This window comes from Pedobacter sp. BMA, assembly GCF_001027745.1.
Classification (GTDB): domain Bacteria; phylum Bacteroidota; class Bacteroidia; order Sphingobacteriales; family Sphingobacteriaceae; genus Pedobacter.
Window position 1 is genome coordinate 479633 of the sequence record NZ_LECU01000001.1, and the last position, 18151, is coordinate 497783.

At 39.4% G+C, this 18151-nt stretch carries 16 protein-coding genes and 1 tRNA gene; 3 read left to right on the top strand and 14 right to left on the bottom strand.

Going from position 1 to position 18151, the window contains the following annotated elements; all coding sequences use genetic code 11:
- Positions 1-129: 129 nt before the first annotated feature.
- Positions 130-1764, bottom strand: a complete 1635-nt coding sequence (locus tag AB669_RS01815; RefSeq protein WP_047797547.1) for an ABC-F family ATP-binding cassette domain-containing protein — start codon at positions 1762-1764, stop codon at positions 130-132.
- A gap of 278 nt (positions 1765-2042) precedes the next feature.
- On the opposite strand from AB669_RS01815, the gene AB669_RS01820 reads away from it, so the two are divergent.
- Together AB669_RS01820 and AB669_RS01825 are read left to right on the top strand one after the other, a co-directional pair.
- Positions 2043-2351 carry a DUF3817 domain-containing protein gene (locus AB669_RS01820; protein ID WP_047797721.1) on the top strand — a complete coding sequence of 103 codons (309 nt, stop codon included), beginning with the start codon at positions 2043-2045 and terminating at the stop codon, positions 2349-2351.
- 77 nt (positions 2352-2428) lie between these two features.
- Positions 2429-2508: transfer RNA gene (locus tag AB669_RS01825), tRNA-Leu, on the top strand.
- A gap of 80 nt (positions 2509-2588) precedes the next feature.
- On the opposite strand, the gene AB669_RS01830 is transcribed toward AB669_RS01825, so the two are convergent.
- The 13 genes from AB669_RS01830 to AB669_RS01890 all read right to left on the bottom strand — a co-directional run bounded on the left by AB669_RS01830 (position 2589) and on the right by AB669_RS01890 (position 16993).
- Entirely contained in the window at positions 2589-3125 is a 537-nt protein-coding gene (locus AB669_RS01830) for an iron-sulfur cluster co-chaperone HscB C-terminal domain-containing protein (protein ID WP_047797548.1), read from the bottom strand.
- 80 nt (positions 3126-3205) lie between these two features.
- Positions 3206-4606: an RIP metalloprotease RseP gene (gene rseP, locus AB669_RS01835; protein ID WP_047797549.1), complete on the bottom strand. Its 1401-nt coding sequence runs from the start codon at positions 4604-4606 to the stop codon at positions 3206-3208.
- Between the two features lie 29 nt (positions 4607-4635).
- Complete coding sequence (locus tag AB669_RS01840) at positions 4636-5808, bottom strand: 1-deoxy-D-xylulose-5-phosphate reductoisomerase (RefSeq protein ID WP_047797550.1); 1173 nt, start codon at positions 5806-5808, stop codon at positions 4636-4638.
- A 21-nt stretch (positions 5809-5829) separates the two neighbouring features.
- The gene (locus AB669_RS01845; protein WP_047797551.1) at positions 5830-7329 is read right to left on the bottom strand and encodes a GH3 auxin-responsive promoter family protein; all 1500 of its coding nucleotides are present in this window, start codon (positions 7327-7329) and stop codon (positions 5830-5832) included.
- A 40-nt stretch (positions 7330-7369) separates the two neighbouring features.
- The gene (locus AB669_RS01850) at positions 7370-8197 is read right to left on the bottom strand and encodes a hypothetical protein (protein WP_047797552.1); all 828 of its coding nucleotides are present in this window, start codon (positions 8195-8197) and stop codon (positions 7370-7372) included.
- Positions 8194-9162, bottom strand: coding sequence for a glycosyltransferase family 2 protein (locus AB669_RS01855; RefSeq protein ID WP_047797553.1), 969 nt, complete (start codon positions 9160-9162; stop codon positions 8194-8196). The genes AB669_RS01850 and AB669_RS01855 overlap by 4 nt, the downstream gene beginning before the upstream one ends.
- Before the next feature lies 1 nt (position 9163).
- Positions 9164-10114 carry a glycosyltransferase family 2 protein gene (locus tag AB669_RS01860; protein ID WP_047797554.1) on the bottom strand — a complete coding sequence of 317 codons (951 nt, stop codon included), beginning with the start codon at positions 10112-10114 and terminating at the stop codon, positions 9164-9166.
- A 132-nt stretch (positions 10115-10246) separates the two neighbouring features.
- Positions 10247-10816 (bottom strand): DUF4199 domain-containing protein, encoded by a 570-nt coding sequence (locus tag AB669_RS01865; RefSeq protein WP_047797555.1) that lies wholly within the window; start codon positions 10814-10816, stop codon positions 10247-10249.
- 11 nt (positions 10817-10827) lie between these two features.
- Positions 10828-11496 carry a hypothetical protein gene (locus AB669_RS01870; protein ID WP_047797556.1) on the bottom strand — a complete coding sequence of 223 codons (669 nt, stop codon included), beginning with the start codon at positions 11494-11496 and terminating at the stop codon, positions 10828-10830.
- 99 nt (positions 11497-11595) lie between these two features.
- On the bottom strand, positions 11596-12852 hold the full coding sequence (locus AB669_RS01875; protein ID WP_047797557.1) for a dihydroorotase family protein: 1257 nt from the start codon (positions 12850-12852) through the stop codon (positions 11596-11598).
- Positions 12849-14888 (bottom strand): BatA domain-containing protein, encoded by a 2040-nt coding sequence (locus AB669_RS01880; protein WP_047797558.1) that lies wholly within the window; start codon positions 14886-14888, stop codon positions 12849-12851. The genes AB669_RS01875 and AB669_RS01880 overlap by 4 nt, the downstream gene beginning before the upstream one ends.
- Before the next feature lie 119 nt (positions 14889-15007).
- Positions 15008-15412 (bottom strand): hypothetical protein, encoded by a 405-nt coding sequence (locus AB669_RS01885; protein ID WP_047797559.1) that lies wholly within the window; start codon positions 15410-15412, stop codon positions 15008-15010.
- A gap of 18 nt (positions 15413-15430) precedes the next feature.
- Positions 15431-16993, bottom strand: coding sequence for a L,D-transpeptidase family protein (locus tag AB669_RS01890; protein WP_047797722.1), 1563 nt, complete (start codon positions 16991-16993; stop codon positions 15431-15433).
- Positions 16994-17270: 277 nt separating this feature from the next.
- On the opposite strand from AB669_RS01890, the gene hisG reads away from it, so the two are divergent.
- Positions 17271-18122 carry an ATP phosphoribosyltransferase gene (gene hisG, locus AB669_RS01895; RefSeq protein ID WP_047797723.1) on the top strand — a complete coding sequence of 284 codons (852 nt, stop codon included), beginning with the start codon at positions 17271-17273 and terminating at the stop codon, positions 18120-18122.
- Positions 18123-18151: the final 29 nt, after the last annotated feature.

Here is an 18151-nt window from a genome sequence, read left to right on the forward strand (position 1 = left end):
CTGCAGCATTTTACAAACTCTCAAGGTCCGGCCATTCTTATGGAGAATGACCCATTTAATCTAAAAAACCTTCGGTTTCACCGAAGGTTTTTTAGAATTACTGAAGGGCTATACTTTAAAAAGACCTCATTAATTTTGTTCAATTTCTTTCAGGTTGTCCATTTTCTTATAAGCCAGAAACCCTTTGATGTCTTCAAAATGTTCGCGAACCCGCTTGTTTCCAAATTCAAACACCTTCTGTACCAGACCGTCGAGGAAGTCCCTGTCGTGCGATACCAGAATTAGGGTACCATCAAAATCTTTTAAGGCATCTTTGATGATATCTTTGGTTTTCATGTCCAGATGGTTGGTGGGCTCATCGAGGATCAAAACATTAACCGGTTCAAGCAATAATTTAATCATGGCTAAACGCGTTTTTTCTCCTCCTGAAAGCACTTTAACTTTTTTAGTAGTATCGTCACCACTAAACATGAAAGCACCAAGAAGATCTTTTATTTTGATAGTATTGTCGCTTAACGGAATCTGATCAATCGTTTCGAATACGGTCAGGTTTTCATCCAGCAAAGCAGCCTGATTCTGGGCGAAGTAGCCGATTTTGGCATTATGCCCTACTTTTAAACTTCCTTCAAAGTCAATTTCGTTCATAATGGCTTTAATCATGGTTGATTTACCTTCGCCGTTTTTACCTACAAAAGCAACCTTCTCCCCTCTCTCAATAACCATAGATGCTTTTTGAAATACGGTATGATCGCCATAAGTTTTGGTCAGCTCTTCTACCATTACCGGATACTGCCCGGAGCGCGGTGAAGGAGGAAACTTCAATCGCAATGCCGAAGTGTCTACTTCATCGATTTCAATAACCTCGAGTTTCTCAAGCATCTTTACGCGCGACTGTACCTGGAGGGTTTTGGAATAGGTACCCCTGAAACGATCGATAAACTCCTGGTTATCGGCAATGAACCGTTGCTGCTCTTCGTAAGCTTTGAGCTGGTGTATACGGCGTTCAGCCCTCAGCTGCAAATAATGGGTATACTTCGCTTTATAATCGTAAATCCGGCCCATGGTAACTTCAATAGTCCGGTTGGTAATGTTATCAACAAAGGCACGATCGTGTGAGATTACCATTACTGCTTTTGCTGAATTGACCAGAAAATCTTCCAGCCATTGAATACTTTCAATATCCATGTGGTTGGTAGGCTCATCCAGTAAAATTAAATCAGGTTTTTTTAACAGGATTTTTGCCAGCTCGATGCGCATGCGCCATCCACCTGAAAATTCAGAAGTTTGGCGGGTAAAGTCTTTACGTTCGAAACCCAGGCCTTTCAGCACTTTTTCAACTTCAGCATCGTAATTGGTTTCTTCGATCGAGTAAAATGTTTCACTCAGCTCTGATACCCGTTCGATGAGCTTCATGTAATCATCGCTTTCATAATCAGTACGGATAGTAAGCTGCTCATTTAATTCGTCGAGCTCTTTCTGCATCTGGTTAACCTCTTCAAAAGCCTTCATGGCTTCTTCGAAAACGGTAGCCTTATCGTGAGTAAGCAAATGTTGTGGCAAATAGGCTATCACTGCATCTTTGGGACCAGTTACATTTCCTGAAGTTGGCTTGGCTACATCCGCAATAATTTTAAGGATGGTAGATTTTCCCGCACCGTTCTTACCCATCAGGGCTATCTTATCATTCTCGTTAATCGAAAAGGTTACATCGCTGAAGAGCGTGGTTCCGCCGAATGAAACGGAGATGTTGTTTACATTAATCACTGTCTTGAAATATTGAATTTAGGGCAAAGATAAGGGAAAGTATTTAAGTGCAGGGTATTGTATTCCGAGTATTTAGCTATGCTTTTTCGGCATGCTATCCGGATTAATCCATACATATTGCTGGTGGTGGGCATCAAGATGATCGATACTACCCGGATACATGAAAGAAATTAGCGGGTTAATTGAACAATTATCGAAATTAAACAGGAAAGTGTAAAATCATGATTTAGTTTTTGTCCAGCGGCAGCTTTAACTTACTTTCGGAAAAAATCAGATTCATGAGTTCTCTTTCCATTTTTCGCAAAGTTGCTGTTGCAGAAGGCATTTCTTATTTGCTGCTGTTATTTATTGCCATGCCGATAAAATACATTTTCCATTATAAAGAGGTAGTTAAATATACCGGCTGGCTCCATGGGATTTTGTTTATTGCCTATATCGCTTGCCTGGTGATGGCCTGGCAGGAGCAGAAATGGAAATTTGGTAAAGCCATTTTGATTTTTCTGGCTTCATTACTTCCGTTTGCGCCATTTGTAGTGGATAGGAAGTTAAAAGACGAGCGGCCGGAAAATGCAAACAACACTCAATAAATCAGTTACGAACTATTTGAAAATATTTTTTGCTTTTTCATTTTCGTTATCTACATTTGCAACCCCGTCCAACACATGCCCGGATGGCGGAATTGGTAGACGCGCTGGTCTCAAACACCTGTGGGAAACCGTGCCGGTTCGACTCCGGCTCCGGGTACGAATTAAAGCCTTAGAGAAATCTAAGGCTTTTTTATTTATAAAAAATATTCATCTTATAAGTATCCTGCTGATTTGGCATTAGCGTGGAAGTTTCTCCCGGATACGATCAATATATTTTTGACGATAGAAATTATCTTTTAGTGCTGGAAACAACGTTTCCGAAGCTTCCGGATTTTCATCGAACTGATCTGTAAGTCCCTTCATTTCCGCAGCAAGATCGCGCTCAATGTCTTCAACAGCTTTACTTACTTCTTTTAGTTTGTCAGCATCAGGTTCAAACTGCAAATCCATTAGCGCCTCGTTAACGTCCATCATTTCCATTAAAAACGATTGTGGCAACTGATAGCCTTCATCTGTTTCAACGATCCCCTTAAGCGTTAATACATACCTCAAGCGCTTCTTGTGATTACTTAATGTCTGGTAAGCTTTATTGTTCAATGTGGAAAGGGCCAGTACTTCATCTTGCTTATCCTCACTTTCGTTTGCATAGAAATCAGGGTGGTATAACTTGCTTAAGGCATAGAATTTGGTTTTGATTGCCGCCTGATCAGGATTAAATGATATTGGTAATTCGTAGAATTCGAAATAATCAGGCTGGTTTGTTTGTTCGCTCATGATATTATAAATTAAAAAAGCCGCAGATGCACAGGTTAACGATTAACCTCTGCATCTGCGGCAATATTATCAAATTGGTTTTACTTACCGAAAGATTTTAAAATATCATTACCAAAAGCAAACACCATTAAACAAATCAGGATCACAAAGCCCACAATTTGAGCGCGCTCCAGTACTTTTTCGCTCACTGGTTTGCGTTGAACCATCTCGATGAGCAGGAACACGACGTGTCCCCCGTCCAAACCTGGTATAGGCAATAAGTTCATAAATGCAAGTGCCATTGAAATTAATCCGGTTAAAGTCCAGAATTTAACCCAGTCGAAGTTGCTGCCATAAGCCTTGGCAATACCTACCGGACTGCTGATGTTACGTGCACTCAATTTACCGGTAATCATTTTGCCAATACCCTTGGCATTATCCAGGAAGGTGCTCCAGGCCATGTTGGCACCAATAGGAAGTGATTCGGCAAATCCGTAATCGATATGGGCACTCTCCGGCATTTTAAAGTTAGGGCCAACACCGATCGTTCCATCGGTATTCACGATTGGATTAAAGGTGATTTCCTTCCCTTTACGTAAAGCTACGATCGTTACCTTTTTATTTTTATTAGCTGAAACCTCATCTTTAAACTGATCAAAGAATGTGACAGGCTTGCCGTTAACGGTCAAAATACTATCCCCAGGTTTGATACCCGCACTATAGGCCGGATATAATGGCTTCTCGAACTTCCGTCCGAATAATTTATCTAAAATTTTACCGATAAAAGATTGCTCATCCACAGACGGATCGGGTACTACAACTTTTTCTATGCTTTGCATCCGGTACCTGGGCGCAATAAAGTTATCTTTTTCGTTTTTAGAGATTTTGTTTAATATGGTATCAGGTACGGAAACATAAAGGGTTTGGTTGCCACGCAAAATAGTCAGCTGGGCACCATCAAACAAAACTTTGCTAGAAATAGCATCTTCGAAACGGATCAGTTTATTTCCGTTTATCGCTAAAATCCTATCCCCGTTTTTCAATCCAATCTCTTTACCAATGTTTCCTACAGAAATACCATCAGTCAGTTTACCATTAACGGTGTAGTTCTGCCCGTATTTGAAAGTAAGCATCCAGAAGATGATGACCCCTACAATAACGTTAACGATAATACCGCCAAGCATCACGATTAAACGTTGCCATGCTGGTTTTGAGCGAAATTCCCAGGACTGAGCAGGCTGAGCCATTTGCTCAGTATCCATACTTTCATCGATCATTCCGGCAATTTTCACATAGCCACCCAATGGTAACCATCCCACACCATATTCAACATCGCCTCTTTTAAAGCTAAAAAGTTTAAAACCCCAGGCATCAAAAAACAAATAAAATTTTTCTACTTTAATACCAAATGCCCTGGCTGCCAGAAAATGTCCTAATTCGTGTAAGATAACCAATAAAGACAATCCAAGCAGCAGCTGCCCCGCCATAATCAATCCATTCATATTCTATTCTAATATTTTTATGTTAGATGTTAAACTATACTTTTTGTTACCAATTCGCCGGCTAAGATACGGCTATGTTTGTCAGTTTCTAAATAATCGTCTAATTGCGGGTGTTCTATGAATTTGATTTCATCCATACACCGTTCAATTACATCGCTCATTTGCAGGAAACCTATTTTGTCTTTCAAAAATGATTCTACTACTACCTCATTCGCTGCGTTTAAAATACAGGGCATATTGCCGCCTTTTCGCAAAGAACTGAATGCTAAATCCAGGTTTTTAAAGGTTTGCATATCGGCCTGCTGAAAGCTGAAGTTTGGATAATCCAGAAAATTAAAACGTTTAAAATCGTTTTTTAGCCTGTCGGGATAATTCAGTGCGTACTGAATAGGCAATTTCATATCGGGCACACCCATTTGCGCTTTCATCGATCCGTCTGTAAACTGTACAATTGAGTGGATGATAGACTGCGGGTGAACAATTACGTCGATCTGATCTACATCGAGATTAAAAAGCCATTTAGCTTCAATGACTTCCAGGCCTTTATTCATCAAAGAGGCAGAGTCGATGGTAATTTTAGCCCCCATTACCCAGTTAGGGTGTTTTAAAGCCTGCTCTTTTTTTACTGTTGAGAGAAATTCCCGGCTTTTGCCCAGAAAAGGGCCGCCGGATGCGGTCAGGTAAATTTTTTCGATCTCGTTTTGCGTTTCACCCACCAGGCATTGAAAAATAGCAGAGTGTTCAGAATCGACAGGAAGAATCTTTACCTGATATTCGGCAGCCAGGCGGGTAATGTATCCGCCTGCTACCACCAAGGTTTCCTTATTGGCCAGTGCAATATCTTTTCCTGCTTTGATTGCTGCAATGGTTGGTTTTAAGCCAACCGATCCCATCAGGGCAGTGAGCACAATGTCGCTATCAGGATAGGCCGCAACCTCTGTCAACGCCTGCTCACCAGCTAATACTTTAATCGCCAAGGGCGAGAGGGATTCTTTTACATAAGCATACTGGCTTTCATCGCAGATGACAACAACCTCAGGTTTAAATGCTCTGGCTTGTTGTATCAATAACTCGGAATTTTTTAAGGCCGATAACACAGACACTTTAAAAATGTCGGGGTTATCGCGCACAACCTCGAGCGCCTGGGTACCTATACTGCCGGTAGAGCCGAGAATGGTTATATTTTTATGTTGTTTTGTCAATGTTTTCTTTTGATTCTCTATTTAAATCATATACGGTTCAAGGCCATCGGCCAGTTTCCGGTCGTTACTCAATCTTGGCACTTTATTCTGCCCGCCTAATTTCCCTTCGCTTTTCATATAGTTTACGAAAGCATCTTTTTGCAGCAACCGGATCACAAGAGGCTGAAGGATGTTTCCCTCAATGAGGTCAAAGTAATAAATATTTTTCTTCTGCAAAGCCTGATCTACCTTTTTGCTGAAAGTTGCCATATCTTTGGGTGCCGAAGAAAACTCCACAAACCATTCGTGGTAAGGCAACTCACCTGCCTTAGGGTTTACCTGTGGCGCAACCGTAAACTCGGTAATTTCTACCTGCTCTTCATTGGCCACACTCAGCAGGGCATGTTCTACTTCTTCGCCGATAACATGTTCACCAAATGCCGAAATAAAGTGCTTGATCCTGCCGGTTACTACAATTTTATAAGGATTTTTAGAAACAAATTTAACGGTATCGCCAATACTGTATCCCCACAAACCTGCATTTGTATTTAATATAAGTGCATAATTGATATCTAATTCAATCCCGGCCAAAGATAAACGGGTTGGATTTTCATTGTAATATTCATCAGCAGGAATAAATTCGTAAAAAATGCCGGCATCTGCTAAAAGAAGCAAGCCCTTTTCCTTTTGCGAATCCTGGTAAGCAATGAAACCCTCGGATGCAGGATAGGTTTCTATGGAATCAATTTTCTTCCCGATACTCTGTTCTATTTTTGCTCTGTAGGGTTCAAAGTTTACGCCCCCATAGATAAACAGGCTAAAATTCCTGAAGATCGATGCAATCTTCGCACCTCCGCTTTTCTCCGAAAGCTTATCGAAATACATCTGCACCCATGGTGGAATACCAGAAATGAGGGTCATATCTTCATCGATCGTTTCCTCAACAATGGCATCAACCTTTTGCTCCCAGTCTTCGATAATATTAGTTGGGTAGGATGGCAAACGGTTTTTCTGCAAATAAGCGGGAACATGGTGTGCAACAATTCCAGATAAGCGGCCAATATTGATCCCGTGTTTCACGGTCAATACCGGGCTCCCCTGCAGGAAAATCATCTTGCCGTTTACAAAATCAGCCTTTCCGGTTTCATGAATATAGGTTAAAATGGCATTTCTTGCAGCCTTAATGTGCTCGGGCATCGACTCCCTGGAAAGTGGGATGTACTTTACGCCGGAAGTTGTTCCTGATGTTTTGGCAAAGTACAGGGGTTTACCTTTCCACAATACGTCGGCCTCACCGGCCACCACCCTGTCTACGTAAGGCTTCAAACCTTCATAATCCTGAACGGGCACCTGTTTCTTAAAATCTGTGTAGCTTTTTATTTCTCCGAAATGGTGGTCTTTTCCGAAAGCTGTATTTCTTGCCTCTGCGATGAGTTGCTGAAGTATTTTGTGTTGAGCACCAACAGCATTTTTTTTCCATTTATTAATCTTCCAAACAGCAAATGCTGCAAAAGGCTTACTTAATGCCGCTTTTAACCCCATACTTTAAGATTTGATAATTGAATGGTGAATAACCGTGATTCTAAACGATGTTATGCAAAATATCCGGATGCTCATCACCTTTATATTCGCCTGCAATTTTGCGATAGGCAACCGTTAAAGCAACACTGGACAAAGGAACAATAATAAATGAGCTTAAAATATTGACGATGAACGCTACAAACGGCCAGTGTAGCAGGTTAAACAGTAAGTAAATCAAATAGCCTCCACCCAGAACCAACAACAGCAATAAAATTTTTGTAAAGTTACCTTTTGTAATCGCTAAACTTAATTTGATGGATTCGAAAGGGGCAGCATTTTTATCGATAATAAAAAATGGAAAAAAAGAAATTCTCAGCCAGGTAATAAATAAGGCCAGAATTGCAATCCCCACTGCCACCTGAGTAATGATGACGCCTGTTTCCCTGAAGCTGCTTACCCAGCCAATTTGGACCAGATACCTCAAAAACGGGTCTAATACATATAACACCGGAAACAAAATCAGGCCAATGAATAAAATACAGCCAATGAAATATAGCGTTGCAATTAAGAATCTTATAATCTGTTGTCGGGTTGGCAAGGTATCAACAATTTTAACATCATGCTCCTCATCATCCATCAGGTGAAAAATGTATTTAAACAAAGAAAGATTAATGGTGAAATACAAAAACACGAAAACAATTGCCATTACAAAACTGAGTGCCTTGCTTACGTCTTTAATAAAAAAGGCCATTAAACTAGATGCGCTGGCTGTAATGAACATTAAAAAGCATAGGGTAGCAATAGAAAAATAATGTTTTCTGGTGATGCTCCATGCCTTCTGAATGACATCGTTAACGGCGAATGTACTTTCTTTTAAATAATTAATCATTGTTGTTTGAATACCACTCTTTTAAATAAATCCTGTATAAATCCTAAACCATAGGCAGTTAATTGGATGAAGGAAGATATAATGCTCAAAAATGCAACTTTTAAAGATTTATTTACAAACCATGCGTGAAAAAATATCAACATAAAGTAAACCAACAGAAAGAAATTGCAAACATAGGCTAGTGGCGGATAAATAAAGTTACACAATATGGTAAATCCAAGGCCCAGGGTAAACATTGCAGGGAAGAAATGGACCAGTTTTAACTCTTTGGGGAAATGTTTATAAATATTAATTCTTGCCCTGCCGAAGAAATGCAGTTGTTTATAAAACTGACTAAAGCTTGTGCGTCTTTTATGATAAACCTTCGCATTTGGTATTAATCCAATTTTGAAACCATTTTCGTGAATACGGATGCTGTACTCGATATCTTCACCCAAGCGGGTAAGGATAAAGCCTCCTACTTTTTCGTAAGCCTGACGGGAAATCCCCATATTGAAACTCCGCGGATGAAACTGGCCTACATGTTTTTTGTTGCCACGAATTCCGCCGGTAGTAAACGGTGATGTCATTGCGTAGCTAATGGCTTTCTGTACGGGAGTAAAGCTATCATGCGCCGCATCGGGACCGCCGTAAGCATCTAAATGATGTTCGAAGAGGTAGTTTTTAACAATCTCCAGGTAATCCGGCGGCACGAGAATATCAGAGTCGAAAATGATGAAGTAGTCTCCGGTTGCCCTTTCGAAGGCATAATTCCGTGCAAAACCCTGACCAGCATTTTCTTTGAAATAGTATTTAATATCGAGCTTATCCTGATAGGACTCAACAATTGCCTTCGCATCAAGTTTAGAGCCATCTTCAATAACCAGAACCTCAAACTGCAAATAGGTTTGTTTGGTAAGGGTATATAAAAGCTCGTCTATTTCCTGCGGACGATTGTAAAGCGGTATGATGATTGAGAAAAACATTTTATTTTAGTTCCTTTTCTATCAGGTATTGGTTTCTTTCTGGTGCATTACGGGATAAAAGTTCGGCAATAAATCCGGCAAGAAACATTTGGGAGCCAACTACAATAGCCACTAATGATAAATAAAATAAGGGTTGCTGGGTGACATCGCGATAAGCCAGGCCTTGCCAGATCAGGATTTTCTTTTCTATTAAAATATAAAGCGACATGATAATGCCGATAAAGAAACTTAAAACGCCCAGTGAGCCAAAAAAATGCATCGGGCGTTTTCCAAATTTACCTACAAAGAAAATGGACAGCAGATCTAAAAAGCCATTAATAAAACGGCTGAAACCAAACTTAGTGGTACCATATTTACGGGCACGATGCTCTACAACCTGCTCTGCAATTTTACTAAAGCCTGCCCATTTTGCTATAACCGGAATATAACGGTGCATTTCGCCATATACCTCAATGGTTTTAACCACATCGCAGCGGTACGCTTTTAAACCACAGTTAAAGTCATTCAGCTCTATGCCGCTCATTTTACGGGTTGCAGCATTGAACAGTTTAGTAGGTATTGTTTTAGTGATCGGATCGTAGCGTTTCTTTTTCCAACCTGAAACTAAATCCAGTTTTTCATCTTTAATTCTTCTGTACAGTTCGGGGATTTCATCAGGACTATCCTGCAGATCAGCGTCCATGGTAATCACTACGTCGCCCTGGGTTGCCTCGAAGCCTACATTTAAGGCTGCAGATTTACCATAATTTCTTCTGAATTTGATTCCTTTAATTGCAGGATTGTTTGCCCGAAGCGCTTCGATAACATCCCATGATTTATCCGTGCTACCATCATCAACCAAAATAACTTCATAAGTAAAGCTATTTTCAACCATTACTTTATCGATCCATGCCGTTAATTCAGGTAAAGATTCGTCTTCGTTAAACAAAGGTACTACAACTGATATATCCATTTATGAGTATCAAGATTCGAGCATCTGGTATCAGAACCTAAGTCCTGTCAGCAAAACTCTTTAAAATAAAACGTGCAAATTTCATCAAATTAAATGATAAAACCTGCACGTTCGAAATTTTGTAATTGCTAATTAAGCTTCTTTAGGGAATGTACTTAAACTTTCTGGCTGTTTTTTCTTTAGAATTGCAGACAAAATTAGTGAGAGAACACCATACATAGCAATTGAAACACCAAAGCTGGTTAGAATATTTTTGAAGGTAGGCTCAAGCTTTTCCTGCATATTACCTGATTTCGCCAAAGCTTCGTCAATTTCTTCATTACCTAAACCAAACTTAGCCATCATGGCTCTTTGCGCATCTTCGATGGCCGCAGCAGCTTTCGCCGGAAGATCCGGATCGATAAATTTCATTAAAATAACATTATATAGTGTTGCCGTTATTGCAAGTATCAATGAGATGATCAAAAAAGCTTTGAAGGCTTCACCAAAAGTCCAATAGCCGCCGATTTCTTTTCTGATGTTAATCCCTGAAACTACCAGTAGGGCTATAAATAAGACGAAAATTCCAATTTGAGCCGCAAAGCTCGTGTACACAAGTACAGGGTTGATAAAATGTAATGTAAGCGATACAACTATTGAAACGGCTGCGAGGATAAAGCCGTATTTTAGTGATAGCTGGGAAATTTGAGCACTTTTGTCCATATATGTTTAATTTAGTTATTGATTGTGGTAATCAAAGTATAAGATGCAGCATCGAAGGCTTTGTTACTGCTAAACTGAATTAATTCTTTTGTGGTAGTTGCACTACCTTCCACATCAAGAAAGAACACCATAAACGGGACAAAAAGCTCTTGTAGTTCCTCACTAATATTCAAACCCTTTGCCGCTTTACAGATATTTTCTACACTGGTTTCTGCTAAATTTTGATTGCTGATCATTTCCTCATAAATTTCAAATTCATCTTGAAATTCATCATCTTCCACTAGCAAAAACTCTTTCAGGAAATCGCCAAGTTCAGGCTCAATATCCTCATCTTTGCATTCTTTAATATATAGCAAAAGGTTCAGCAATTCTGAGCCGCGCTCGATGGTCTCTTCTTCAATATTGGCCCACTCATCGCTTTCCAGGTAATCATCTTCCAGCTTTTGAACATCGCTGCTAAAGAAATTCACCATGAGTAGGTCGAAGAAAATTTCCCGTAATGCTTCAAAGCTGGAATGGGAGTCAAAAACAGCGTCAAAAGCCGTTGCTTTATCTAAAAAGTTAACGTCAAGCTCGAAAGCTGCGATCAACTCCGTTTCGAAGCCTTCAACGTTTATTTCAGAAACCTCAGCATATTTGTTTAGTGAAGCGACAAGCGCTTTTTTTACTCTATTATCCATGTTTTTATCGTATCAAGTTTTTGTATTAAGTAGCGAGTATCCAGTAATGAGTATCAGGTATCCAATGTCAGGTAGTGGATCTGGAATAGCTTGTCACTTTTAATTTTCCTGGTATTGATTATTATTATAAACTAAGATCACTTTTCCCGTAAGTTCAGTTCCTAACAGCGGATTATTTGCTGATTTGGAAAGGTTACTGGAAGCATTATACAACCATTTGTCACTCGTGTTAAAGATTGTAAAGTTTGCTACCGCACCTTCCTCCACAACGGGGATAGTTAAATTTAGTAATTTACGTGGGTTTATTGATAACTTCTCTGCAATTAATCCGGCGTCCAGTCCCGCCTTTATTAACAAAGGAAGAACCGTCTGCAGCGCGATAATTCCATAATGTGCAATCTCAAACTCCACGTTTTTAAATTCAATTTCTTCAGGACGGTGTTGTGAAGTAATGGCATCGATCGTTCCGTCTTTCAAACCGGCTATTAATGCTTTCACATCAGATTTGCCCCGCAGTGGCGGTTTCACTTTATAGTTGCTGTCAAAGTCGGATAAGAGTTCTTCGGTAAAAACCAGGTGATGAGCGGTAACATCGCAGGAAATCTGAACGCCATCTTTTTTCGCCTTGCGGATTAAAGCAACCGAACCCGCTGTTGAGATGTTGCTGATGTGAATTTTAGTTTCATTGTACGATGCCAGAAAAATATCACGGGCAATATGCATTTCTTCAGCTAAAGCAGGTAACCCCTTCATACCCAAAAGCACAGAATTTTTACTCTCATTGATCTGTGACTTACCGGCAATAGACTTATTTTCCGGATAAACCATCAGCAAGGCTTGTAAGCCTTTTGCGTATTGCAATGCCCGGCTCATAAAGCCATCGTCCTGCAATGCCCTGTCACCGTCAGAAAAAGCAATCGCTCCGGCCTGTTGCATATCAAATAACTCTGCAATTTCTTTGGCTTCACGATTCTGACTGATTGCGCCAACCGGATATACATCAACCAGGTTATTTTTACCTTTATTGATGATATACTCCACCTGTGATTTTGATTGAACTACCGGGCTGGTTTGTGGCAAAAGGGCCAAACCTGTAAAACCTCCTGCTCTGGCGGTTTGGGTTAGCGTTCGAATATCTTCTTTGGTTTCGAATCCCGGATCGCCGGCAACACAGTTCAGGTCGAAAAAACCTGGTGTTAGAAAAGCTCCCTGAGCGTCGAAAAGTTTTTCATCTACTTCAGGAGTAATTTTTCCTATGCTTTGAATTTTACCATCAACTATCCTGACATCGCATAGTTGTTTATTAAAACTGCTTTGCGGATCGGTAATGGTTACATTTTTAACTAGGAGATTCATATTGTTTTTTTAGGGTTGTTAAAAAATCGGATGAGCAAAATTTCTGCTGCAATAAAAATCAGTGACAAAATTAGACAAAGTTTCCATAAAGTTTGTCCGATTTTATTGGTACCAGAAGTTAATTTCACCGCATCTTTATCTGCATCAAATATTTTCAGGTTACTTCTTTCTGCAAGATTGCTCAGCTCATTTTTACTCAGGTAATGCATATCCGACTCGCTTCTGCCACTATTAAAGGCATAAACATTGATTAGTGAATCGGCAAGCGTTAGATTGTAAAAGCCAGTCTGCTTAACCTGATCGGCTACGTACACAAAAGTTTTCCCATCAGCCTGCCGGATTTCCGGAATGGCCTCAAAGGCGTTCGCACTTAGCTTCAAAGTTTGATTTCTCCCTAGGGTAATCTTTGAGCTCGCTAGAGCATTATCGTATCCTAAATTATAATAAAATGCATTTTCGTTTCCTGCATTTAAAGCTACCTGATACATCAGAGGAACGAAAAGGGGGTGCCGCGCAATATTACCATAGGCGGGGTTAAGTCCTGTTGCAGATAGATAAACTGATCCGTTACCAATGCCAAACCTGGCAAAAAATAATTTACCGCCCGGCAAAGACAAAAGGGACTCTTTATTTACCGAATTGGTTTCAGCAAAAGTGAAGTGCTGGCTGACATCAGGGAGGTCGAGGTTTTTAGGAACTTCCTCAAATACAGATTTAAAGACCTCGTTTTGCAGGTCAATCTGCTCAACCCTGGTTACCGTTTTATCTAAACGCTCTATGACCGGGAGTGATAAGCCCCTTAAGAAAGTATTATAACTTTGAATATCGGCATCAAGATCTGGAAAAATAACGACCTTTCCTCCAGCCTTTAGATAGCTTTTCAACTGCTGGGCCAATCCGCTTGAAGGATTTTTCAAGCCATTTAATACGATTAAACCAAAATTGGGAAAAGCGCTGTAATTAATGTTACTTTCCGTATTTTCTATTAGTTTATAGTAATTGTCGGCAGCATAAAGTGCTTTAATGTAACCGCCTCCGTTTGCACCATTAATATTTAAAACCGACATACTGGCGTCTACTTTGAATGCGAATGACAATGTATCATCAAAGGTTACCGGAAAATCTTTAATGGTAACAATACCTTTTTGCCAGCCTGCTTTTAATCCGGAGAAGCTTAAAGTATCTGATAAGATTTTCCCCGCAGGTATAGTTACTGTACTAAAACCCTTCTGCTGATTGTTAACAATCAGTTTTACGGGGATGTTTTTTGCCTCTTCCTCTGAATAGTTTTTAAAACGTACCACCAGTTTTTCGTTTGCACCGGATTGGTGATTTGGCGAAAGCATCCACACACTATCTACCGCAACATTTGGTAAGGCAGTCGCATTTAGTTTCAAAAGTGCATATTGGATATCAGCTTTCGTTTCGAGTTTTTTTCCGGTAGAGATATTTTGTTGAAAATCGGAAATCAGAAAACTATATTTGTTGGCGGATGCTGTTAACACGTTTGCCTGACGGTTTAATATTTGCTGAAGGTTTCTTTGTGTCGAAGATATTCTGACATCTTCAAGTGCTTTGAGAAACTCATCTTTACTTAACAAACGCTGATGCCGGCCCTCGAAATCATTGGTTAAAAGCTGGAAACGATCGTTAATTCCAAAACCGTTAACCAGTTCTTTTGCCCTGCGCCTGCCTTCATCTAATAAATTGCCATCTTTGTTGATGGCCTCCATGCTGTAAGAATTATCGATATAGATACTTACAGCATTATTCAAAGAAACCGTTTTCTGATCGGATAGTGGAATATAGGGTTGTGCGAAAGCAAATACCAAAAAGATGATTGCCAGTATTCTGGAAGCCAGAATAAGCAAATTTTTAAGTTTCTCTTTTGATGAGTTTTGTTGTTCTACCTCTTTTAGAAGCTGAACGTTTGAGAAATAAACTTTTTTAAATTTCCGGAAATTGAATAAATGAATAACAACCGGGATAGCGACCGATATTAGTGCGAAAAGAAAGCCCGGATAAAGGAAATTCATTAAAAACCAAAGATAGAAAAATTATGGAAAGCTGCGAATTACAAGTGTAATAAAACCATGTTGCATCAAACAGGGAGCAAAATCAGCTTTTCAGAAATGAAGATAGAAGCTTAGAAAGATTAAAAACTGAAACCCGGGAATTCAATATTCACAATCTTCCACTCGCCGTTATTAAGTGCAAAATAAAGCTTGAATGGACCGCTGATGATTTTAGATTCCGTTTTTAGTACTGCTCTGAAACCCGCTACACCTTCAACGAAACCCATTCCCTTTCCACCATCGAGCAATTCGAAGTTCACATCGATTATATCGTATCTACCACCAACATATTCATCAGCCTGACCAAAAATACCTTTCAAACGGCCAATTACAACGTCTTTAGCAAACACCTTACCTTTTGGGAGGATAAAGAAATCGTTCAATTCGTTAATAATCGACTTTGATTGCTTAAACCATGAGCTGATAAACCTGATGGCTGAATTCACAATGTCGGCCTGATGGTTGAACTGGGAGGTACTTTGCATCCGGCAAATCTACAGCTTCTATCTGAATTTTTTCATCGCCTTCCACAGCTTCTCGTCCATTTCATAAACATCAGGACGAAATTCTACCTTATTATTCTCAGACCAGGCAGTGAAATAAGTAATGAGCAGCGGAACATCTTTTTTTGGAGAAAACCATGCCGGCTTCAATTGGAAAGTTTTTGAAGTATCAGCTTTTGCCGCCATTCGTTTCTTGTACCACCTGTTATGCGTGCTGTCAACCGGAGGCAAATCAACCTCGGCTCTTAGCTTATCATAAGTGTAAGTATCGCCTACCAGTTTCTCCGCAAACTCCAATGGTTTTTCAATACGCACGCAACCATGACTGATAGCGCGGTTGCTCAAATTAAAGCCATTTTTATTATTTGTATCGTGCAGATAAATGCTCGAACTATTATCGAAAATAAATTTAAATTTACCTAAAGCATTTCCACCGCCCGAGCCTTGTTTAAATTTAAAAGGCAGTTTTTCCCTCGAATATTTATTCCAGTTTATGGTATCAGGCTCGCCGATCAACTTGTCCTTGTAATAAACTTTAATGTTGCTGTTCGAAAGATAATATGGATCTTTCCTTGCCATCCAATAAATCTCGCTTTGTGCAATACTTACAGGAATATTCCAGATTGGATTTGCCTGAATAGAATTGATTTTACTGAACAGCAAAGGTGTCTCATGGTTCTTTGGTTTGTCATCGAGATTGCCGGATTTTGCAAAAGCTTTTAGTTTCTCATCATATGCACTTTCTCGTCTCCCCCCAACACAAACTTTCATACTGATTACGGTATCCTGAGCATCAAACCAGGTGAGTTTAAAATCAGGAATATTCACCTGAACATAACTAGTTCCGGTTGCCGGCATCTGCCAGCGAAACCTTTCCATATTCAATAACAAAATTCGTTTTTCAATGGCTACATCTGTACTCAGATAAGCAGTTTGCAAAGCCTTATATTGTGGAGATTTTGGCTGTGCAGATTTTAAGGAATCCAGCAAATGATCAGTTGATAAAAGCCTTAACATTCCGGCACTGTCCGGACGTTTCACTTTGATGTAATATCTGGAAAAAATGTTTCTCGGATTGACCACCCCGTACTTCAGGAAATTGGTATAGTTTAAATAGGCATTGGCACTTAAAATTTCAAGCCTGGCAATCACTGGATAGCTATCCTCTACTCTTTTAAACTTATTTTCACCAAGCTGGCTTAACAGATCTTTTATTTCTTCTGTATTAAAAACTTTAGGATTAAGACCATGAACTGTACTATTTGCAAGGTAAGTGTTCAGAGAATCCAAATCTCCATTAGTGTAAAATTTAGTAACCAATTCGGGTGCATCGTTATTTGCAGCGTAAAAGGCTTTAATGGTTTTCGGATTGATAAAACCTGGAGAAAGAGCATTGATCGTTTGGACAAAAACACTGTCGTAGGCTGCTGTATCGAAATCTTTGTAAATTTTATTTTTGAAGTGTTCGGCTAACACTTTCCCTATTTCGGGTGGAGATTTAAACCAGCCACAAGCAGAAATACCTAATACAAAGGGAATAATTAGAAAGCGGAAGTTTTTCAATGCATTATGTTTTAGTACAAAAATAGCCCGATTGCAATATATAAACAGCATAAAGGCAAATTAAATGCCATTATTTTTTGTTTTACGGTTTCAAACACTATATTTGCCAACGCTAGTCAGCTAAAGCATTGATATTGGCAGAAATAAATATATGAAATTAACTTTGAACCATCACTTACATTTGCACCATCGCCGATAGGCGATGATATATGTTTGTTTTGTACTTCAAAACTATTTTTCCGTAAAATTATTTCTTGTTCATTCTATATTCAATACTTTGAAAACACTTAAAATTGCTATCCAGAAATCGGGTAGGTTAAACGAAAAATCTGTAGAAATTCTTAAGAACTGTGGTCTCTCATTTGAGAACTATAAAAGTTCCCTTATTTCAACTGTAACAAACTTCCCGCTAGAGATCCTTTTCCTTCGTGATGACGACATCCCTGAATATGTTCAGGACGGCATTGCTGATCTCGGAATTGTTGGAGAAAATGTTATTGTAGAAACCAGGGCTGAGGTCAGCTATCTACAGAAATTAGGCTTCGGAAAATGCACGCTAAAAATCGCTGTACAGGCTACAAGCGATATACAGCATTTAGACGAACTAAACGGCAAAGCAATTGCCACTTCTTACCCGGTAATTCTTGAAAAATTCTTAACAGAAAAAGGTATAAATTCTGACATCAGAACGATCTCCGGTTCGGTAGAAATTGGTCCGGGTTTAGGTTTAAGTGATGCCATTTTCGATATCGTTTCTACAGGCGGAACTTTAAAGAGTAACGGCCTCAAACCATTTGCAGATGTGATGCAATCGGAAGCGGTTTTAATCGGAAATAAATCGATAGCAGATAACCCCGAAGTTGCTGAATTACTTCAGAGAATCCGTTCAGTGCTAAGTGCAAAATCTAATAAATACGTGGTATTAAATGTATCGAAAGATAACCTTCAAAAAGTTGTCGATTTATTGCCAGGTGTTAAAAGTCCAACAGTAGTTCCCTTATTCGAACCGGATTGGGTAGCTGTTCATTCTGTAATTGCCGAAGAAGATTTCTGGGATAAAATAAACAGTTTAAAAGCAGCTGGTGCAGAAGGAATTTTGGTGATGCCAATCGAAAAAATTATTCGTTAAAAAGGGATAAAAAAAACAAAAAACATATT

Excerpts from the sequence above, each read along its gene's own strand:
- AB669_RS01855 (WP_047797553.1), bottom strand. The coding sequence starts at position 9,162 with ATGTTTTTCTCAATCATCATACCGCTTTACAATCGTCCGCAGGAAATA.
- AB669_RS01875 (WP_047797557.1), bottom strand. The coding sequence starts at position 12,852 with ATGAATCTCCTAGTTAAAAATGTAACCATTACCGATCCGCAAAGCAGT.
- AB669_RS01880 (WP_047797558.1), bottom strand. The coding sequence starts at position 14,888 with ATGAATTTCCTTTATCCGGGCTTTCTTTTCGCACTAATATCGGTCGCT.
- AB669_RS01830 (WP_047797548.1), bottom strand. The coding sequence starts at position 3,125 with ATGAGCGAACAAACAAACCAGCCTGATTATTTCGAATTCTACGAATTA.
- AB669_RS01845 (WP_047797551.1), bottom strand. The coding sequence starts at position 7,329 with ATGGGGTTAAAAGCGGCATTAAGTAAGCCTTTTGCAGCATTTGCTGTT.
- AB669_RS01865 (WP_047797555.1), bottom strand. The coding sequence starts at position 10,816 with ATGGACAAAAGTGCTCAAATTTCCCAGCTATCACTAAAATACGGCTTT.
- AB669_RS01885 (WP_047797559.1), bottom strand. The coding sequence starts at position 15,412 with ATGCAAAGTACCTCCCAGTTCAACCATCAGGCCGACATTGTGAATTCA.
- AB669_RS01820 (WP_047797721.1), top strand. The coding sequence starts at position 2,043 with ATGAGTTCTCTTTCCATTTTTCGCAAAGTTGCTGTTGCAGAAGGCATT.
- AB669_RS01850 (WP_047797552.1), bottom strand. The coding sequence starts at position 8,197 with ATGATTAATTATTTAAAAGAAAGTACATTCGCCGTTAACGATGTCATT.
- rseP (WP_047797549.1), bottom strand. The coding sequence starts at position 4,606 with ATGAATGGATTGATTATGGCGGGGCAGCTGCTGCTTGGATTGTCTTTA.
- AB669_RS01870 (WP_047797556.1), bottom strand. The coding sequence starts at position 11,496 with ATGGATAATAGAGTAAAAAAAGCGCTTGTCGCTTCACTAAACAAATAT.
- AB669_RS01860 (WP_047797554.1), bottom strand. The coding sequence starts at position 10,114 with ATGGATATATCAGTTGTAGTACCTTTGTTTAACGAAGACGAATCTTTA.